The organism is Pseudomonas sp. WS 5146, assembly GCF_012985495.1.
Taxonomy (GTDB): domain Bacteria; phylum Pseudomonadota; class Gammaproteobacteria; order Pseudomonadales; family Pseudomonadaceae; genus Aquipseudomonas; species Aquipseudomonas edaphica.
On the sequence record NZ_JAAQWL010000013.1, the window covers coordinates 110109 to 125765 of the forward strand.

Annotated in this window: 12 protein-coding genes; 5 read left to right on the top strand and 7 right to left on the bottom strand. The window is 61.5% G+C overall.

Annotated elements, in window-relative coordinates:
- Positions 1-128: 128 nt before the first annotated feature.
- The 4 genes from HBO41_RS26445 to HBO41_RS26460 form a co-directional block, all read right to left on the bottom strand.
- Positions 129-1394, bottom strand: coding sequence for a carbohydrate porin (locus tag HBO41_RS26445; RefSeq protein WP_169988323.1), 1266 nt, complete (start codon positions 1392-1394; stop codon positions 129-131).
- A gap of 73 nt (positions 1395-1467) precedes the next feature.
- On the bottom strand, positions 1468-3876 hold the full coding sequence (locus HBO41_RS26450; RefSeq protein WP_169988325.1) for a glucose/quinate/shikimate family membrane-bound PQQ-dependent dehydrogenase: 2409 nt from the start codon (positions 3874-3876) through the stop codon (positions 1468-1470).
- A gap of 321 nt (positions 3877-4197) precedes the next feature.
- The gene (locus HBO41_RS26455) at positions 4198-5088 is read right to left on the bottom strand and encodes a proline iminopeptidase-family hydrolase (RefSeq protein WP_169988327.1); all 891 of its coding nucleotides are present in this window, start codon (positions 5086-5088) and stop codon (positions 4198-4200) included.
- Between the two features lie 101 nt (positions 5089-5189).
- Complete coding sequence (locus HBO41_RS26460) at positions 5190-6065, bottom strand: bestrophin family protein (RefSeq protein WP_017136525.1); 876 nt, start codon at positions 6063-6065, stop codon at positions 5190-5192.
- A gap of 324 nt (positions 6066-6389) precedes the next feature.
- On the opposite strand from HBO41_RS26460, the gene HBO41_RS26465 reads away from it, so the two are divergent.
- Both HBO41_RS26465 and HBO41_RS26470 read left to right on the top strand, forming a co-directional pair.
- Positions 6390-7280: a hypothetical protein gene (locus tag HBO41_RS26465; protein ID WP_017136524.1), complete on the top strand. Its 891-nt coding sequence runs from the start codon at positions 6390-6392 to the stop codon at positions 7278-7280.
- Positions 7270-8310 carry a GGDEF domain-containing protein gene (locus HBO41_RS26470; protein ID WP_169988330.1) on the top strand — a complete coding sequence of 347 codons (1041 nt, stop codon included), beginning with the start codon at positions 7270-7272 and terminating at the stop codon, positions 8308-8310. Before HBO41_RS26465 ends, HBO41_RS26470 begins: the two co-directional genes overlap by 11 nt.
- A gap of 4 nt (positions 8311-8314) precedes the next feature.
- On the opposite strand, the gene HBO41_RS26475 is transcribed toward HBO41_RS26470, so the two are convergent.
- Genes HBO41_RS26475 through HBO41_RS26485 form a run of 3 tightly spaced genes read right to left on the bottom strand, consistent with a single transcriptional unit; the run spans position 8315 to position 11542 of the window.
- Positions 8315-8992, bottom strand: coding sequence for an SOS response-associated peptidase family protein (locus tag HBO41_RS26475; protein WP_017136522.1), 678 nt, complete (start codon positions 8990-8992; stop codon positions 8315-8317).
- 42 nt (positions 8993-9034) lie between these two features.
- Positions 9035-9757 carry a FadR/GntR family transcriptional regulator gene (locus tag HBO41_RS26480; protein ID WP_017136521.1) on the bottom strand — a complete coding sequence of 241 codons (723 nt, stop codon included), beginning with the start codon at positions 9755-9757 and terminating at the stop codon, positions 9035-9037.
- A gap of 48 nt (positions 9758-9805) precedes the next feature.
- Entirely contained in the window at positions 9806-11542 is a 1737-nt protein-coding gene (locus HBO41_RS26485; protein ID WP_017136520.1) for an IlvD/Edd family dehydratase, read from the bottom strand.
- A 192-nt stretch (positions 11543-11734) separates the two neighbouring features.
- Between HBO41_RS26485 and HBO41_RS26490 the strand changes: the two genes are divergently transcribed.
- The 3 genes from HBO41_RS26490 to HBO41_RS26500 are packed head-to-tail and all read left to right on the top strand — an operon-like array spanning position 11735 to position 15653.
- The gene (locus HBO41_RS26490; protein WP_169988332.1) at positions 11735-13057 is read left to right on the top strand and encodes an MFS transporter; all 1323 of its coding nucleotides are present in this window, start codon (positions 11735-11737) and stop codon (positions 13055-13057) included.
- Positions 13058-13072: 15 nt separating this feature from the next.
- The gene (gene araD1, locus HBO41_RS26495) at positions 13073-14062 is read left to right on the top strand and encodes an AraD1 family protein (RefSeq protein ID WP_099547905.1); all 990 of its coding nucleotides are present in this window, start codon (positions 13073-13075) and stop codon (positions 14060-14062) included.
- Between the two features lie 10 nt (positions 14063-14072).
- On the top strand, positions 14073-15653 hold the full coding sequence (locus tag HBO41_RS26500) for an aldehyde dehydrogenase (NADP(+)) (RefSeq protein WP_169988334.1): 1581 nt from the start codon (positions 14073-14075) through the stop codon (positions 15651-15653).
- Positions 15654-15657 lie beyond the last annotated feature (4 nt).

The following is a 15657-nucleotide window of genomic DNA, read 5'->3' on the forward strand; positions in this document are numbered from 1 at the left end:
CGTTCCCACGTTCCACGTGGGAATGAATCCCGTGACGCTCCGCGTCACACAGGCGCAGGTGGCGGGACGCGGAGCGTCCCATGATGCATTCCCACGCGGAGCGTGGGAACGATCCTCATTTCATGCTTTTAGAATACGGCTTTGACCTGCAACCCCAGTACCAGCGCGTTATCGATGCTCTCACCGGAGAACGCCCCAGGCTCGATGATGTATTGCACATCCGGGCGCAGCGTCAGCCACGGCGTGGCCTGGTAGCCATAACTGAGTTCGATCAATTGCTCGGCATTGTTCAGGTTGGGGTAGTCCGTCCCCGCATTGAACGCCGCCAACTCCTGCACGTCACGGCTGCGTGGGTTGGGCACCGCACGGCCATAACCCAAGGCGATTGTGTCGCGTGGGCGGCCTTCAAACGGCTTGTACAGCACCACGCCCGCGCCATACCACTTGCTGAACGGCGAGGCGGCTTCGCTGGCGGCCGAGTATTGGCCGAAAGCGTGCAGCACACGGCCTGCGGATGTGCTGGAGGCCCAGACGGCCTGGTCGATCAGCAGGTAGTGACCCCCGCGACCGTTCACGTCTTTGTTGCTGCCGATGCGCTTCACATCGGAGCTGTCGTAGTAATAACCCAGCTTGTACTCACCCGGCAGCGTGCCCGCGTGTTTGTACACCAGCTCGATCGGCACCACGGTGCCGGTGGTGTGTTTGGGGTCCAGGCGCCAGGCGCGGCTGGAGTTGCCGTTGCTGTCGGGGTCGACATTGAATGCCGCCACACGCAGTTGCCAGTTTGGCGAAAAATCGTATTTCACCCGCGCACCCAGGCGTGCATTCGGGTAGTTGGTCCAGCCGCTGCCGCCGGACATGTTCAGCGGGTGCCCGCAGAAACCGGCGTTCATGAAGTTGCACAGGATGCCGCTGTCGAGGCCGCCGAGGTCGTTGCCCATCGCCATGTAACCGAGCTTGATGTTCAGCGCGGGCGTGAACAGCGTGCGCTCGTAGCTCAGCTCGGTGAGGCGGGTGTAGAGGCCGCCATAGTTTTCCTGGATCGGCAGGCGGTTGCCTACCAGGTCTTCGGAGGCGCTGTTGCCGCGCCGGTCGTTGATGGTCAGCTGAATGCGGTCGCCGTTGGTGAAGCCGTAGAGCTTGCCGAGGTCGAACTGCACACCGAGCTTGATGTTTTGCGAGTAGCGCGCCGAGCGGTGTTGGCCGCCGTCGGCGTTGTAGGCGGTCTCGCCGCTGTAGTCGCCGGTGAAGCGGATGCCTTGCTCGTCGAGTTCACGGCGCAGGCCGCCCCAGTCGCCGGTCAGGGTAGTGTCGTCGGCTTGAACGGGCAGGGCGGCAGCCAAAGCCAGGCCCAGCGCCAGGCGGCCGAAGGGCATAGGAGAAGTGAGGGTCATGCGGGGTCTTCCAAACGGCATGTATAGAAAGGCGCGCGCGGTGCAGGAGAGCACCGCGCGAACAGAGGGGGCGTTACGGCAGGGCGTAGGCGATTACGTAGTCGCCACGGTCAGTGGACTGGCGAGCACCGCCGGCGGTGATGACGATGTACTGCTTGCCGGTTTTTGGCGACACATAGGTCATCGGGCCGCCCTGGCTGCCCACTGGCAGGCGGGCTTTCCAGACTTCATCACCGTTGCCGCTGTTGAAGGCGCGCAGGTAGAAGTCCTGGGTGCCGGCGATAAAAATCAGCCCGCCCTGGGTCGACAAGGTGCCGCCCAGCGTCGGCAGGCCGACCTTGATCGGCAGGTGCATGCGGATGCCCAGCGGGCCGGTGTCTTCAACAGTGCCCACCGGCACTTGCCAGGCGATCTGCTGAGTCTTCATGTCGATGGCCGTCAGGGTGCCGAACGGCGGTGCCTGGCACGGGATGCCAGCCACGGACAGGAAGCGGTTTTTGTTCACCGCATACGGCGTGCCCTTGAGCGGCACGGCGCCCATGCCGGTGTTCAGCGCTTCACCACCGGACGCGGCCTGGGCCTTGTTCTGCGACGGCACCATCTGGATCCACAGGCCCAGGCGCATGTCATTGACGAAGATAAAGCCGTGCACCGGGTCGGTGGAAATACTGCCCCAGTTCATGCCGCCCAAAGAACCCGGGAAGCTCAGCGATTTGTCGGTGCCCGGCGCGGTGTACAGGCCTTCGTAGCGCATGCCCTTGAAGTCGATACGGCACAGCAATTGGTCGAACGGCGTGGCGCCCCACATGTCCGATTCGGTCAGCGTCTGCGCGCCGATCTGCGGCATGCCCACCGATTTAGGCTGGGTCAGCGAGTAAGGCTCGTTGGGGATGTTGGCGGCCTTGACCGGTACTTCCTTCACGTCGGTCAGCGGCTTGCCGGTGGCGCGGTCGAGCACATAGATCTGCCCGGCCTTGGTGCCGATCACCACCGCCGGCACGGCCTTGTCGCTGCCCGGTGGGGTGAAGTCGATCAGGCTCGGCTGCATCGGCAGGTCGAAGTCCCACAGGTCATTGTGGACGGTCTGGTACACCCACTTTTCTGCACCGGTAGAGGCGTCCAGCGCCAGCACCGAAGCGCCGTATTTGTGGTTCAGTTGGGTCCGCTCAACGCCGTAGATGTCGGTGGACGAGCTGCCCATCGGCAGGAAGACCGTGTTCATCTGCGGGTCATAAGACATCGGTGCCCAGCTGTTCGGCGTGCTGCGTACATAAGTGCTGCCGGCTGCCGGGGCTTGCTTGTCTTCGGGGTTGCCCGGGTCGAAGGCCCAGCGCATCTGGCCGCTGATCACGTCGAAGCCGCGGATCACACCGCCGGGCATATCGGTTTGCACGTTATCTGCCACGCGGCCGCCGACCACTACGGTGGTGCCGGCGATCAAGGGCGCAGAGGACAGTTGGTAGTAGCTGTCCGGTACATTGCCCAGGCCGGCCTTGAGGTCCACCTGGCCGTGGGTGCCGAAGTCTTCGCAGAACTTGCCGGTGTCGGCATCCACTGCGATCAGGCGTGCATCAATGGTGTTGGTCAGCAAGCGGCGCTGGCATTGCGCGCCGGCCGGTACGCTGGCAGCAATGATCGGCGAGCTGTTTGGCTGGGTTGGCTGGGCAATCGGCGCAGTGGCATCGAAATACGCCATGCCACGGCAACGCTGCCAGACCGCCGATTTGGCGTTGACTTCGTTCTTCCACAGCTCTTTGCCGGTGTCGGCATCCAGGGCGATCAGGTTGTTGTGCGGGGTGCAGATGAATACCTTGTTGCCGATCTGCAGGGGCGTCAGTTGGTCTTCGGCACCGTTGCCGTCGCTGATCGCCACGTCGCCGGTGTGGTAGGTCCACGCCACTTTGAGCTTATTGACCGTGTCGCGGTTGATCTGGTCCAGCGCCGCAAAACGGCTGCCGCCTTCGGTGTTGCCGTAATGCGCCCAGTCCTTCTGCGCATCGGCGGCGGCCACTGGCGTGACGCCAGGGCCTTTGCCGGTGGGCGCAACGCTTGGGTGTGCAACGAACATATTGCTCGCCGCCACCGCCACGCCGACGGCCAGCACGGCGGCAACGCCATAGGCGCCACGCGCCGGTCGGCCGGCCAGCAGCGGATACACCAGCGCCACCACCAGGCCGATCACGGCAAACATGAACAGCCGCGAGAACAGCGGCCAGTACACCAGGCCCACGTCCGCAATCGCCCACACGGCGGTGCCAACCAGGAACGCGGCGAACAGCCAGGCGCCCGCCGGCTTGCGCCGCGCGATCAACATGCCGGAAACGGCCATGGCCACGCCACCGACCAGGAAGTACCAGGAACCGCCCAGGCTGACCAGCTTGGCGCCGCCCACAGCCAGCGCTACGCCGAGCAGGGCGATAACCACGCCCAGGCCCAGCAGGAGAAATCTAGAGGCGCCAGCGGCGCGCGATGCTCTTTTCATGTCGACAGGACTCGAAGGTGAGAGGGCAAAGACGCGATTTTAGCAATATAAGTAACCAGTTAGTACATTGTGCTGCGTAATAGTCTTTTACAAATGTGGGTACAACAGCAAAACCCCGGTTCGCAGGGCGCCGATGCGAACACAGATGTCCCCAGCGACAAAAACCAACTGTGGGAGCTGGCTTGCCTGCGATGCAGACACCTCGGTACATCAGGTACACCCAGTTGATGTCATCGCAGGCAAGCCAGCTCCCACACCAGCCCCATTCCACATTGGCTTTAGTGTAGAGCGTCAGCCACAAAGCTCAATTTGGCTATTTGGCTATTGCTCCACGTGCGCCAGAAACGCCCCCACACACGCCATGCACGCCTCACGTTCTTCGACATGCGGCATATGGCTCGACTGCTCAAAAATCTGCCAGCGCACGTCGCGGATGCCATCGGCAAACGGCTGTACCGTGGCGGGTTTGGCTTCATCAAAGCGCCCGGAGATCAACAACGTCGGCACCTGGATGCGTGGCAGTCGCTCGATGATGCTCCAGTGGCGCAGGCTGCCGATCACGTGGAATTCAGTGGGGCCGTTCATGGTGTGATAAACGGTCGGGTCGTCTTCGATGGCGGCATTGGTGCGCAGCACTTCGGCGGGCTCCGGCTGGAGGCGGCAGACGTGGCGGGCGTAATACACATCCGAGGCTGCGCGGTACTCGGCGCTGTCAGTGGTGCCTGCCGCCTCATGGCGCAGCAGGGTGGCCTGCACTTCGGTGGGCAATGCCTGGCGCAGCTCATTCGCGGCGGCGCACCACAGGTCCATGGAGGCGGGCGAATTGGCGATGATCAATGCCTTTAAGCCGGCGGGTTGGCGTACCGCGTGTTCAGCCCCAAGCATGCCGCCCCAGGACTGGCCCAGCAGCGCGTAGTCGCTGATGTCCAAATGCTCGATCAGGTTGTCCAGTTCCGCCAGGAACAACGCCACGTTCCAGAAGTCAGCAGATGCGTCGCGCAGGTGAGTGGAGCGGCCATTGCCCAACTGGTCGTAGTGCACCACCGCGCGCCCTGTGTCGGCCAGGTCCTTGAAACTGTCGACGTAGTCATGGGTGCAGCCGGGGCCGCCGTGCGCGACGATCAAGGGCAAGCGCCCGGAACTCAAATCGCCAGTGACCCGGAACCATGTCCGGTAGCCACGGAAATCGGCATAACCTTCGCGAACCTGCATGCTGTGTGCCTCCTTGGATAGATGCGCTACAGGCTAGTCAAAACCGCGCGTCAGGGGCACTGGTAAAAATGATAGGTTCTTGAATTAAAAGCACCCTGGGCTTAAGCCAGCGCATCCCGCTGCATCGACTGCAGGTTCTTCTCGATGGTTTCGCAGATGGTTTCCATCTGGATCTGATGTTCGCTGGAATGAAACGGGCTTTGCAGGTCGGTGCCGATGCGTTCGATCGCCAGCAGCATAAACCCCACTACCGTTGACGCCAGCGGGGTGAACCAGCCCAGGGACTCCACCAGGCCCACTGGTACGATCAGGCAAAACAGCGAGATAAACAGCCGAGGGAAATATACGTAAGGGTAGGGCAGCGGCGTATTGGCGATACGTTCCATGCCGCCCTGGGCGTTGGACAGGTCTACCAGGGTCGACTCCAGTCGCGCCAGGCGAATACTGTCCAGGTGCCCGGCCTTGTATTCGCGGGCCAATAACGTCGCTGATCCGGTGAGGATGTCATTGGCAAAGTTGTTGGTGGCGCCATTGCGCGCAAACTCTTCGGCGGGGATAAACGCACGTACTTCATCCGGGCACGGGCGGCCCTTGAGGTGCGCCGCCAGGCAATTCACATAGGCCACATGGCGGCGCAACAGGGTGGCCTTGACCGGGTTTACCTCGCCCTCGGGGTCATCCAGCAGTGTCAGCACCTGGCGGGCGAAACTGCGCGAGTTATTCACCATCGCGCCCCACAACGTGCGTGCTTCCCACCAGCGGTTATAGGCGCTGCTGTTACGAAAGCTGATCAACACCACCAGCGCCGACCCCAGCAGGGTCAGCGGCATCAGCGGCAAGTTGATCTTGGTGGTCAGGAACAACATGAAATCGACCGTGACGGCCACATCCCACAACAACAGCCAGAACAAGGCCCAACCCACATAGCCCATGGTTTTGATAATCAGGCGGTACTTTTTGATGATGGCGGCTTTCAAGCGAGGACCTCACGGCGAGCAATAGGCAATAAATACCCTAGCTCGGACGCCCGGGGGCGGTGAAAGGTTCGCGGTCATATTTCTGGCGCCATTTATTGGCTCTGCTTCACACGCAATCTTTGCACTGCTATTTCAAGCAAGTTCACCGCTTGCGCGTTAGCAAATAGCCCAGGAAGTGCAGTTGGAACAACTTTGGTAATGATGCTGTGCCACGCGGCAATCACTGTACATTGACCCCAAAGGCAAAGCGCCATCAGGGGCCGTTTTACGACGTGATTTGTTTTGGGACCTGACTACGTGAACTTTGTAGTCTAGATCAGTGGGATGAAGTTGGTTGATCAGGGTTCTTTCATGCGTGTCAGTTCGTTAAAGTTGGATATCGGTAATACTGCACAAGCACTTGAACGTCATGAGGACTTTGAATCTTGTATTCGGGCACATTATCAGGTGCTTCTTGGCCCTTACTCGAAACGCCCGTTTTTCTACAAAAGTGCAATGAAATACAGCCGTTTGATGGTCTCATTTGCACTGTTCAGCGAGTACTTTTCCAAACCGACAGCCTTGCTTTGCGAGGTGAAAGCCTTTTGTGTGGCGCGGGGGTATTGCTCAAGAAACAGCCTGGAGTCGATCTTCCTGCTGTTTCGGGCGCTGGGGTTCATGGTGGTCGACGCACACCCGGAGGACAGCCGGTTCAGGGTGTATGCGCCCTCGGATGAAGCCTGCCGGGAAGTGCGGCTGATGCTGACGTCCATTACCGACTCACTGGCGCTGATGTGCCCTGAGAAGGAGCGTTTTCGCACAATGCGCGAGATGGACGACCGCAGTTTTCTAGCCCTTTATTTCAAAGGCTTCGCTCAGATCCTGGCCGACGAAATGACCGTTGATGTGTTGCTGCCCGACTGTTTTTGGCTGGTGAAGAAAGATGCAGGCCATTTGTTGATGCTGGCGATATATAACGATGCCTTTTCACCGGAAAACGAGCGCATGACCTTCAAATCGTCATCTTATCTTGCGCTCGCCCAGCAGCTGTCGGTATCAAAAACCCATATTATTAGAATGGTCCGGGAGGGTGTCGAGAAGGGCTATTTCAAAGTGCATGCGAAAAAACAGCTGGAAGTGCTGCCGGCTTTTGTTTGCCTGGTAAGACGGTTTATGGCGTTTTCATTTGCGGTTGGCCTGCACGCGGTTGAAAGAGGGGAAAGGGATGCCTGCTAATTTGAAGTTAAGGCCACGGATGCGCCGGTTACTGTCGCCAGCGGTCACCCAGGCCGAGTTAATCGGGATTATTGCCTGGCTCGGGGTGTTGTTGATTCATCCGGACATGCAGCTGGATATATATCTGGTGGCGATCAGCCTGTGCCTGATGGCGGTGTGTCGACTGCACCATATGACCCCCCACTTTTACCTGTGGCGTGCGCTCGGGGTTGTGTATGTCGTGCTACTGTCCGTGGGGTTTGCCTATGTCATCAGCGCGCATGGAGAGTTGCGCCTGTTTGGCTTGCCGCTGGCGGTTATCCTGGTGATCAGCAGCGCCATCCTGTTTATCAGTGTGCAGGATTATCTGGTCTGCGCCACGTTGGTCTGGTTGATTTTATGGCCGTGCATCCAGGCGGACATTTACGGCGATGCCCAGGTCTATCTGTATATTTTTTGCGTCGCGTCGGTGGCCATCGGTTTTATCCTGAGTTTTTCCTATTTGAAGAACCTGCGCTCGGTGTTGCTGGTAGAAAGTGAGTTTCGCGAGCTGGCAGAGACGGATTACCTGACCTCCATTCTCAACCGGCGCGCCTTCATGCAGGGCTTTGACGCGTTGATCGCCAGCGGCCACAGCGGCTATTTCATGATGTTGGATATCGACAGTTTCAAACTCAAAAATGACCGGTATGGCCACGATGTGGGCGACAGCATTCTTTGCGCCATGGCCACCTGCCTGAAAACCGCCAAAGGCAGCCACAGTTTCGGCAGGATCGGCGGCGAAGAATTCGGCGTGCTGCTGTTGGGCGACGACCCGGCTGTCGCCTGCGAGTTCGCACGGGATTTGTTGCAGGCTATCCGGCACAGTGTGGCGGCGCCGCACAATTACACGTGCAGCGCGGGAATGGCGCGGTTTTCGGCGGGGGACCAGATGTCGGCAGTGCTTAAGGACGCTGACCGCAACCTGTATGGCGCCAAGCAAAATGGCAAGGACCGGGCCTATGTGGAGGGCAGGCCGATTAATCCGCACGGGTGTGCAGTCGCCCAATGAGTGCTCAGCGCGGCTGGATCAACGCTGGCCCATGGTTGCGTGTGTTGCCCACGGCACTGTCGACCTTGAACCATTCGAACACGTCTGCCGGGTCGCCCTGCAACAGCACCATCTGCTCGGCGCGACTTCGGGAGGTGGCCGGGTCCAGCCACTCACGGGCCAGTTCCGGAGTGAACACCACGGGCCTGCGGTCATGGATGTCGAGCATGCCACCGGCGCTGTCGGCGGTGATGATCACGAAGCCATCGTGCGCGTGCGCGCCCTCATCGGCGTCGGGCAGTTGGCCTATGGCGGCACAGAATACCGGCGCGCCGTCGCGGCGACGAATCAGGTAGGGCTGTTTTTTCGCGCCGCCTTCATCCACCCATTCAAACCAGTTGTCCACCGGCGCAATTGCGCGATGCGGCCAGATCGCGCGAAAGAACGCGCCGTGCGCGACCTTCTCGACACGCGCGTTGATCGCCAGCAGGCGTTCTTTGCTCCAGTGCGGGCGCCAGCCCCAACGCACCGGGTCAGCGTGCAAAAGATCATTGTCCAGGTGCAGTAACGCCACGGGGGTGGTCGGCGCCACGTTGTAGCGCTCAAGCGGCTGGTCGCCCACGCTATTGGCCAGCGCATTGGGCATGCTCAGCGCCGCTACAAAGTCATGAATACCGCGGTACTGCGAAAGTCGTCCGCACATGGCCGGTTCCTCGAACTGACTCCCTGAGCGTAGACGATCAATTTACAGCGGCGTGAGCACGTTCATCACCGTGTCCAGCGCCACCCGCGTGTCATCCAGTTGCACCAGCGAGGCGTGCCGGGCGCCGAGGGCGTCACGGTTCTGGATGGCGGTGAGGATCGCTTTGTGGCGGGGCAGGCTCAGGCCCTGGATGTCAGGACGGCGGTTGGTGATGTTGATCGACTCGCGCAGCGGCAACGACAGCATGTTGCACATGTAGGCGAGCAAGTCGTTGCGGGTCGCGTCGGCGATGGCTCGGTGGAAGTCCAGGTCGGCCTGCAGCAGGTCATCGTGGGTCTTGGCGGTTTCCATGCCCCGGTAGGCGGTTTCGATGGTGGCGATGTCTTCGGCGGTGGCCGTGGTCGCGGCCATGGCGGCGATTTCCGGTTCGAGGATGCGCCGCACGCCGGCCAGGGTGTTGAAGAATTCGCTGTGGGGCGTGGACTGCATCAGCCAGGACAGCACGTCCGGGTCAAGCAAATGCCATTTCACCCGTGGACGCACCACCGCGCCCACCCGTGGTTTGGAGTACACCAGGCCCTTGGCGCTGAGCACGCGGGTCGCTTCACGCAACACCGAGCGGCTGACCTGGTATTCCTCGCACAGCGTGGCTTCCATGGGCAGGCGTTCTTCGGGCTTGAAGCGACCGGAAACGATGTGCATGCCCAAGTCCTGAACGATCTGGGCATGCTGGCTCTTGCGCGGCTTGGGCGGCTGGTGATCCATAACGACGGGGAGGCTCTGGCTTAGGTTCGCGGCATCATAGCATCCCAATTAGTGGGAATGCCGGGGGACTTCAGCGCCACGGCAGCCCACCAGGAAGTCGAAGTCGCAGCCTTGATCGGCCTGCAGCACGTGATCGATATACAGCTGGCGGTAGCCGCCGACGATCAGGTTTTGCGCTGGCGCAAGGTCAGCCATGCGCGCCGCCAGTTCGGCGTCGGGGATATCCAGGTGCAACCGGCCGTTGGCGCAGTCGAGCTCGATCCAGTCACCTTCCTGCACCGTGGCCAGCGGCCCACCGGCGGCAGCTTCCGGTGCCACGTGCAGCACCACCGTGCCGTAGGCGGTGCCGCTCATGCGTGCATCGGAAATGCGCACCATGTCAGTCACGCCCTGGGCCAGCAGCTTGGCGGGCAGGCCCATGTTGCCGACTTCGGCCATGCCGGGGTAACCCTTGGGGCCACAGTTTTTCATGACCAGAATCGAGTTGGCATCCACGTCCAGCGCCGGGTCATTGATGCGTGCCTTGTACATGTCGAAGTTCTCGAACACCACCGCGCGGCCACGGTGCTGCATCAACTCGGGGCTGGCGGCGGAAGGCTTGAGCACGGCGCCCAGCGGCGCCAGGTTGCCGCGCAATACGCAAATACCGCCATCGGCGCGGATCGGGTTATCGAGGGTGCGGATCACCTCATCCTGGCCGTAGATCGGCGAGTCCTGGGTGTTCTCGCCCAACGACTTGCCATTGACCGTCAAGGCATTCGGATGCGGGATCAGGTTGGCTTCGCCCAGGCGACGCAGCACGGCCGGCAGGCCGCCGGCGTAGTAGAACTCTTCCATCAGGAAACGGCCTGACGGCTGCAGGTCGACGATGGTCGGCACGCCACGGCCCATGCGGGTCCAATCGTCGAGGTCGAGCTCGACACCGATACGCCCGGCGATGGCTTTGAGGTGGATCACCGCGTTGGTCGAACCGCCGATGGCCGCATTCACCCGGATCGCGTTTTCAAACGCCTCCTTGGTAAGGATTTTCGACAGTTTCAAATCCTCACGCACCATCTCGACCGCGCGCATGCCAGACATATGCGCCAGCACATAGCGCCGCGCGTCCACCGCCGGAATCGCCGCGTTGTGGGGCAGGGAAGTGCCGAGTGCTTCGGCCATGCAGGCCATGGTCGACGCGGTGCCCATGGTGTTGCAGGTACCCGCCGAGCGCGACATGCCGCCTTCGGCCGCAAGGAAATCGTCAAGGGTGATGGTGCCGGCCTTGACCTGCTCGCTCAGTTGCCACACCACCGTACCCGAGCCGATGTCCTGGCCCTTGTGCTTGCCGTTGAGCATCGGCCCGCCGGTGACCACGATGGCCGGCACGTCACAACTGGCCGCGCCCATCAGCAGCGCCGGGGTGGTTTTGTCGCAGCCGGTCAGCAGCACCACGCCGTCGATGGGGTTGCCGCGAATGGCTTCCTCTACATCCATGCTCGCCAGGTTGCGGGTGAGCATGGCGGTGGGGCGCAGGTTGGATTCGCCATTGGAGAACACCGGGAATTCCACCGGGAAACCACCGGCCTCGATCACACCGCGTTTGACGTGCTCGGCGATCTGGCGGAAATGCGCGTTGCACGGGGTCAGTTCCGACCAGGTGTTGCAAATGCCAATGATCGGTTTGCCATGGAACTGATGGTCGGCAATGCCCTGGTTCTTCATCCAGCTGCGGTACATGAAACCGTTCTTGTCGGCGGTGCCAAACCACTGGGCGGAGCGTAGGGCGGGCTTTTTATCAGGCATGATCGACTCTCTTATTGTATGACTATATGTTCTATATTTGCTTAAACATAAGCGCAAAAACGCAGCTTTGGAAGTGTTGTTTTGTAAATAGTCATACTATATAGTCCGGCTTAATTGAGGTTTGACCCTGGCGGATTTTCGCGAGAGGCAGCCCCCGGGCTTCTATAAAAACAACAATCGGAGATCGACCCCATGAGCCAGGAATTGCGGCTTGTTCGGCGTATCACGCTGAAACTGATTCCCTTCCTGATCCTGCTGTACCTGATCGCCTACGTGGACCGCTCGGCGGTGGGGTTTGCCAAACTGCACATGGGCGCCGACGTCGGCATCGGCGATGCCGCCTATGGTCTGGGGGCGGGGTTGTTTTTTATTGGCTACTTCCTGTTTGAGATCCCCAGCAACCTGATGCTCGACCGCTTCGGCGCGCGGCGCTGGTTTGCACGGATCATGCTCACCTGGGGCGCCATCACCGTCGGCATGGCCTTTGTGCAGGGGCCGCACAGTTTCTATGTGATGCGCTTTCTGCTTGGCGCGGCCGAAGCCGGGTTCTTTCCGGGCGTGCTGTACTACATCACCCAGTGGTTCCCGGTGCGCCATCGCGGCAAGATCCTGGGGCTGTTTATCCTCTCCCAGCCGATTGCCATGATGATCACCGGGCCCGTGTCCGGCGGCCTGCTGGGCATGGACGGCATCCTTGGTCTGCACGGCTGGCAATGGCTGTTTATCGTGATTGGCACGCCGGCGTTGCTGCTGACCTGGCCGGTGTTGCGCTTTCTGCCGGACGGCCCCAAGCAGGTCAACTGGATGAGCGAAGACGAAAAAGCCTGGCTGACCGCTGAGTTGGCCAAGGACCTGCAAGCCTACGGCCAGACCCGCCACGGCAACCCGCTGCATGCCCTCAAGGACAAGCGCGTGTTGTTGCTGGCGCTGTTCTATCTGCCGGTGACCTTGAGCATCTATGGCTTGGGCCTGTGGTTGCCGACCCTGATCAAACAGTTCGGCGGCACTGACTTGGTGACCGGCTTTATCTCGGCGGTACCCTACATTTTCGGCATCATCGGGCTGCTGATCATCCCGCGCAGTTCCGACCGCTTGAACGATCGTTATGGCCACCTTGCCGTGCTCTATGTGCTCGGCGCCATCGGCTTGTTTTGCAGCGCCTGGCTGAGTATGCCGGTGCTGCAAATGGCGGCGCTGTGCCTGGCGGCATTCGCCTTGTTTTCCTGCACGGCGGTGTTCTGGACCTTGCCGGGGCGGTTCTTTGCCGGCGCCAGTGCGGCGGCGGGCATCGCGTTGATTAACTCGGTGGGCAACCTGGGCGGCTATATCGGTCCGTTCGTGATCGGCGCGCTCAAGGAATACACCGGAAACCTGGCTTCGGGCCTGTATTTCTTGGCTGGCGTCATGGTGTTCGGGCTGGTGTTGACCGCTGTGGTGTACCGCGTGCTGGAGCGCAAACATGTGCTGCCCGCCGACCAGTTTGCCGCCAGCGCCCGAGGCGCCACACGTACTTAATCCTGGAGAAGTTTGATGCGTTTAGTTCAGTTCGAATTGCGTAACGGTGAGCGTCGTGTCGGCGTGGTGCAAGGCAACACACTGCGCGAAGTGCACACCGCGCGCAGCGTGCGTGAGTTGGCGCTGGCCGCCATCGATGCCGGTGTGGGCCTGGCGCAACAGGTCGACAGCCTCGGGCTGGGCGACAGTTACGACTACGCCGCGCTGTTGGCAGACCTCAAAGTCCTGCCGCCGCTCGACCATCCCGACCCCGCGCACATGCTGATCAGCGGTACTGGCCTCACGCATCTGGGCAGCGCCTCGGCCCGCGATAAAATGCATCAGGCCGGTGATGACAGTGCCTTGACCGACACCATGCGTATCTTCAAATGGGGCGTGGAGGGCGGCAAACCGCCGGCCGGCCAGGCCGGCGTGCAACCGGAATGGTTCTATAAGGGCGATGGCAATATTGTCGTGCGCCCAGGCCAGGCATTCCCGGTGCCACCCTTTGCTGAAGACGCCGGTGAAGAGCCGGAAATCGGCGGGTTGTACGTGATCGGCCGTGACAGCAAACCCTACCGCCTGGGTTTTGCGGTGGGCAACGAGTTCTCCGACCACGTCATGGAGCGCAAGAATTACCTGTACCTGGCCCATTCCAAGTTGCGCAGTTGCAGCTATGGTCCGGAGTTGCGTGTGGGTGAGTTGCCCGAGCATCTGGCCGGCACCAGCCGCATCCGCCGAGACGGTCAAGTGATATGGGAAAGCGAATTTCTCAGTGGCGAGGCGAACATGTGCCACAGCCTGGAAAACCTCGAGTACCACCATTTCAAATACAGCCAGTTCCTGACCCCGGGTGACGTGCATATACATTTCTTCGGCACCGCCACCTTGTCATTCGCCGACGGTATACGTACCCAGCCGGGGGATGTGTTCGAGATCAGCCAGGCCGAGTTCGGCGCGCCGCTGGTCAATCGGGTCGGCAGCGCCGAGGCGGCGTTCGCACCTGGCACTGTCATCAGCCTTTAAGGAGATCAGCATGAATCCGTTTCTCGGCCACAACTACATCGGCGGCCAGCGCAGTGCCCAGGGCAGCATCACCCTGAAAAGTGTCGACGCCAGCACCGGCGAGGCCTTGCCTCAGGATTTCTATCAGGCCACGCCCGCCGAGGTGGATGCCGCCGCCAAGGCCGCCGCTGCCGCCTATCCCGCGTACCGGGCATTAAGTGCATCGCGGCGGGCGCAGTTCCTGGAGACGGTGGCTGATGAGCTGGATGCGCTGGGGGATGATTTTATCGAGTTGGTGTGCCGCGAAACGGCATTACCTGCTGCGCGCATCAAAGGCGAGCGCGGGCGCACCAGCGGCCAGATGCGCCTGTTCGCTACGGTATTGCGTCGTGGTGATTTTTACGGCGCGCGTATCGACAGAGCCTTGCCCGACCGCCAACCCCTGCCGCGCCCGGACCTGCGCCAATACCGCATCGGCCTCGGCCCGGTGGCGGTGTTTGGTGCGAGCAACTTTCCCCTGGCATTTTCCACCGCCGGCGGCGACACCGCTGCCGCGCTGGCGGCCGGCTGCCCGGTGGTGTTCAAGGCGCACAGTGGGCATATGGCGACGGCTGAGCGGGTGGCCGATGCAATCATTCGGGCGGCCGAGGCTACCGAGATGCCGGCGGGGGTGTTCAACATGATCTTCGGTGGCGGCGTCGGTGAGGCGCTGGTCAAGCACCCGGCGATCCAGGCCGTGGGTTTTACCGGCTCGCTCAAGGGCGGCCGTGCCTTGTGTGATATGGCGGCGGCACGCCCGCAGCCGATCCCGGTGTTTGCCGAAATGTCGAGCATCAACCCGGTGATCGTGCTGCCCCAGGCCTTGCACGCCAGGGCCGCGACCATCGCCCGCGACCTCACTGCCTCGGTGGTGCAAGGCTGTGGCCAGTTCTGCACCAACCCTGGCCTGGTGATCGGTATTGCCTCGCCACAGTTCACCGCGTTTACCCAACAGGTGGCGCAACTGATCGGTGAACAGCCGGCGCAAACCATGCTCAATGCCGGCACCCTGGGCAGTTATGGCAAAGGCTTGGAAAAGCTCTTGGCGCACCCTGGCATCCAACACCTGGCGGGCAGCGCTCAAGTGGGCAGTCAGGCGCAGCCGCAGCTGTTCAAGGCCGACGTGCGCTTGCTGATCGACGGTGATGAGGTGTTGCAGGAAGAGGTGTTCGGCCCTGCCACGGTGTTTGTCGAGGTCGCCGATCAGGCCCAGCTCAGCGCGGCCTTGCACGGTCTGCACGGCCAGCTCACCGCGACGCTTATTGCTGAACCGGCCGACCTGCAGCACTTCACTGAACTGACGCCGCTGCTGGAGCAGAAAGTCGGGCGCATCCTGCTCAACGGCTACCCGACCGGCGTGGAAGTGTGTGATTCGATGGTTCACGGCGGGCCGTACCCGGCCACATCCGATGCCCGTGGCACCTCGGTCGGCACCCTGGCCATCGACCGTTTCCTGCGCCCGGTGTGCTTGCAGAATTACCCTGATAGCCTGCTGCCCGACGCGTTGAAAAACGCCAACCCGTTGCGTATCCAGCGGCTGGTGGATGGCACGCCATCGCGCGACCCGCTGTAACACC

Bases quoted from the DNA above. Each gene is read 5' to 3' on its own strand.
- HBO41_RS26445 (WP_169988323.1), bottom strand. From the start codon at position 1,394: ATGACCCTCACTTCTCCTATGCCCTTCGGCCGCCTGGCGCTGGGCCTG.
- HBO41_RS26470 (WP_169988330.1), top strand. From the start codon at position 7,270: ATGCCTGCTAATTTGAAGTTAAGGCCACGGATGCGCCGGTTACTGTCG.
- HBO41_RS26490 (WP_169988332.1), top strand. From the start codon at position 11,735: ATGAGCCAGGAATTGCGGCTTGTTCGGCGTATCACGCTGAAACTGATT.
- HBO41_RS26450 (WP_169988325.1), bottom strand. From the start codon at position 3,876: ATGAAAAGAGCATCGCGCGCCGCTGGCGCCTCTAGATTTCTCCTGCTG.
- araD1 (WP_099547905.1), top strand. From the start codon at position 13,073: ATGCGTTTAGTTCAGTTCGAATTGCGTAACGGTGAGCGTCGTGTCGGC.
- HBO41_RS26480 (WP_017136521.1), bottom strand. From the start codon at position 9,757: ATGGATCACCAGCCGCCCAAGCCGCGCAAGAGCCAGCATGCCCAGATC.
- HBO41_RS26475 (WP_017136522.1), bottom strand. From the start codon at position 8,992: ATGTGCGGACGACTTTCGCAGTACCGCGGTATTCATGACTTTGTAGCG.
- HBO41_RS26500 (WP_169988334.1), top strand. From the start codon at position 14,073: ATGAATCCGTTTCTCGGCCACAACTACATCGGCGGCCAGCGCAGTGCC.
- HBO41_RS26455 (WP_169988327.1), bottom strand. From the start codon at position 5,088: ATGCAGGTTCGCGAAGGTTATGCCGATTTCCGTGGCTACCGGACATGG.
- HBO41_RS26465 (WP_017136524.1), top strand. From the start codon at position 6,390: ATGAAGTTGGTTGATCAGGGTTCTTTCATGCGTGTCAGTTCGTTAAAG.
- HBO41_RS26485 (WP_017136520.1), bottom strand. From the start codon at position 11,542: ATGCCTGATAAAAAGCCCGCCCTACGCTCCGCCCAGTGGTTTGGCACC.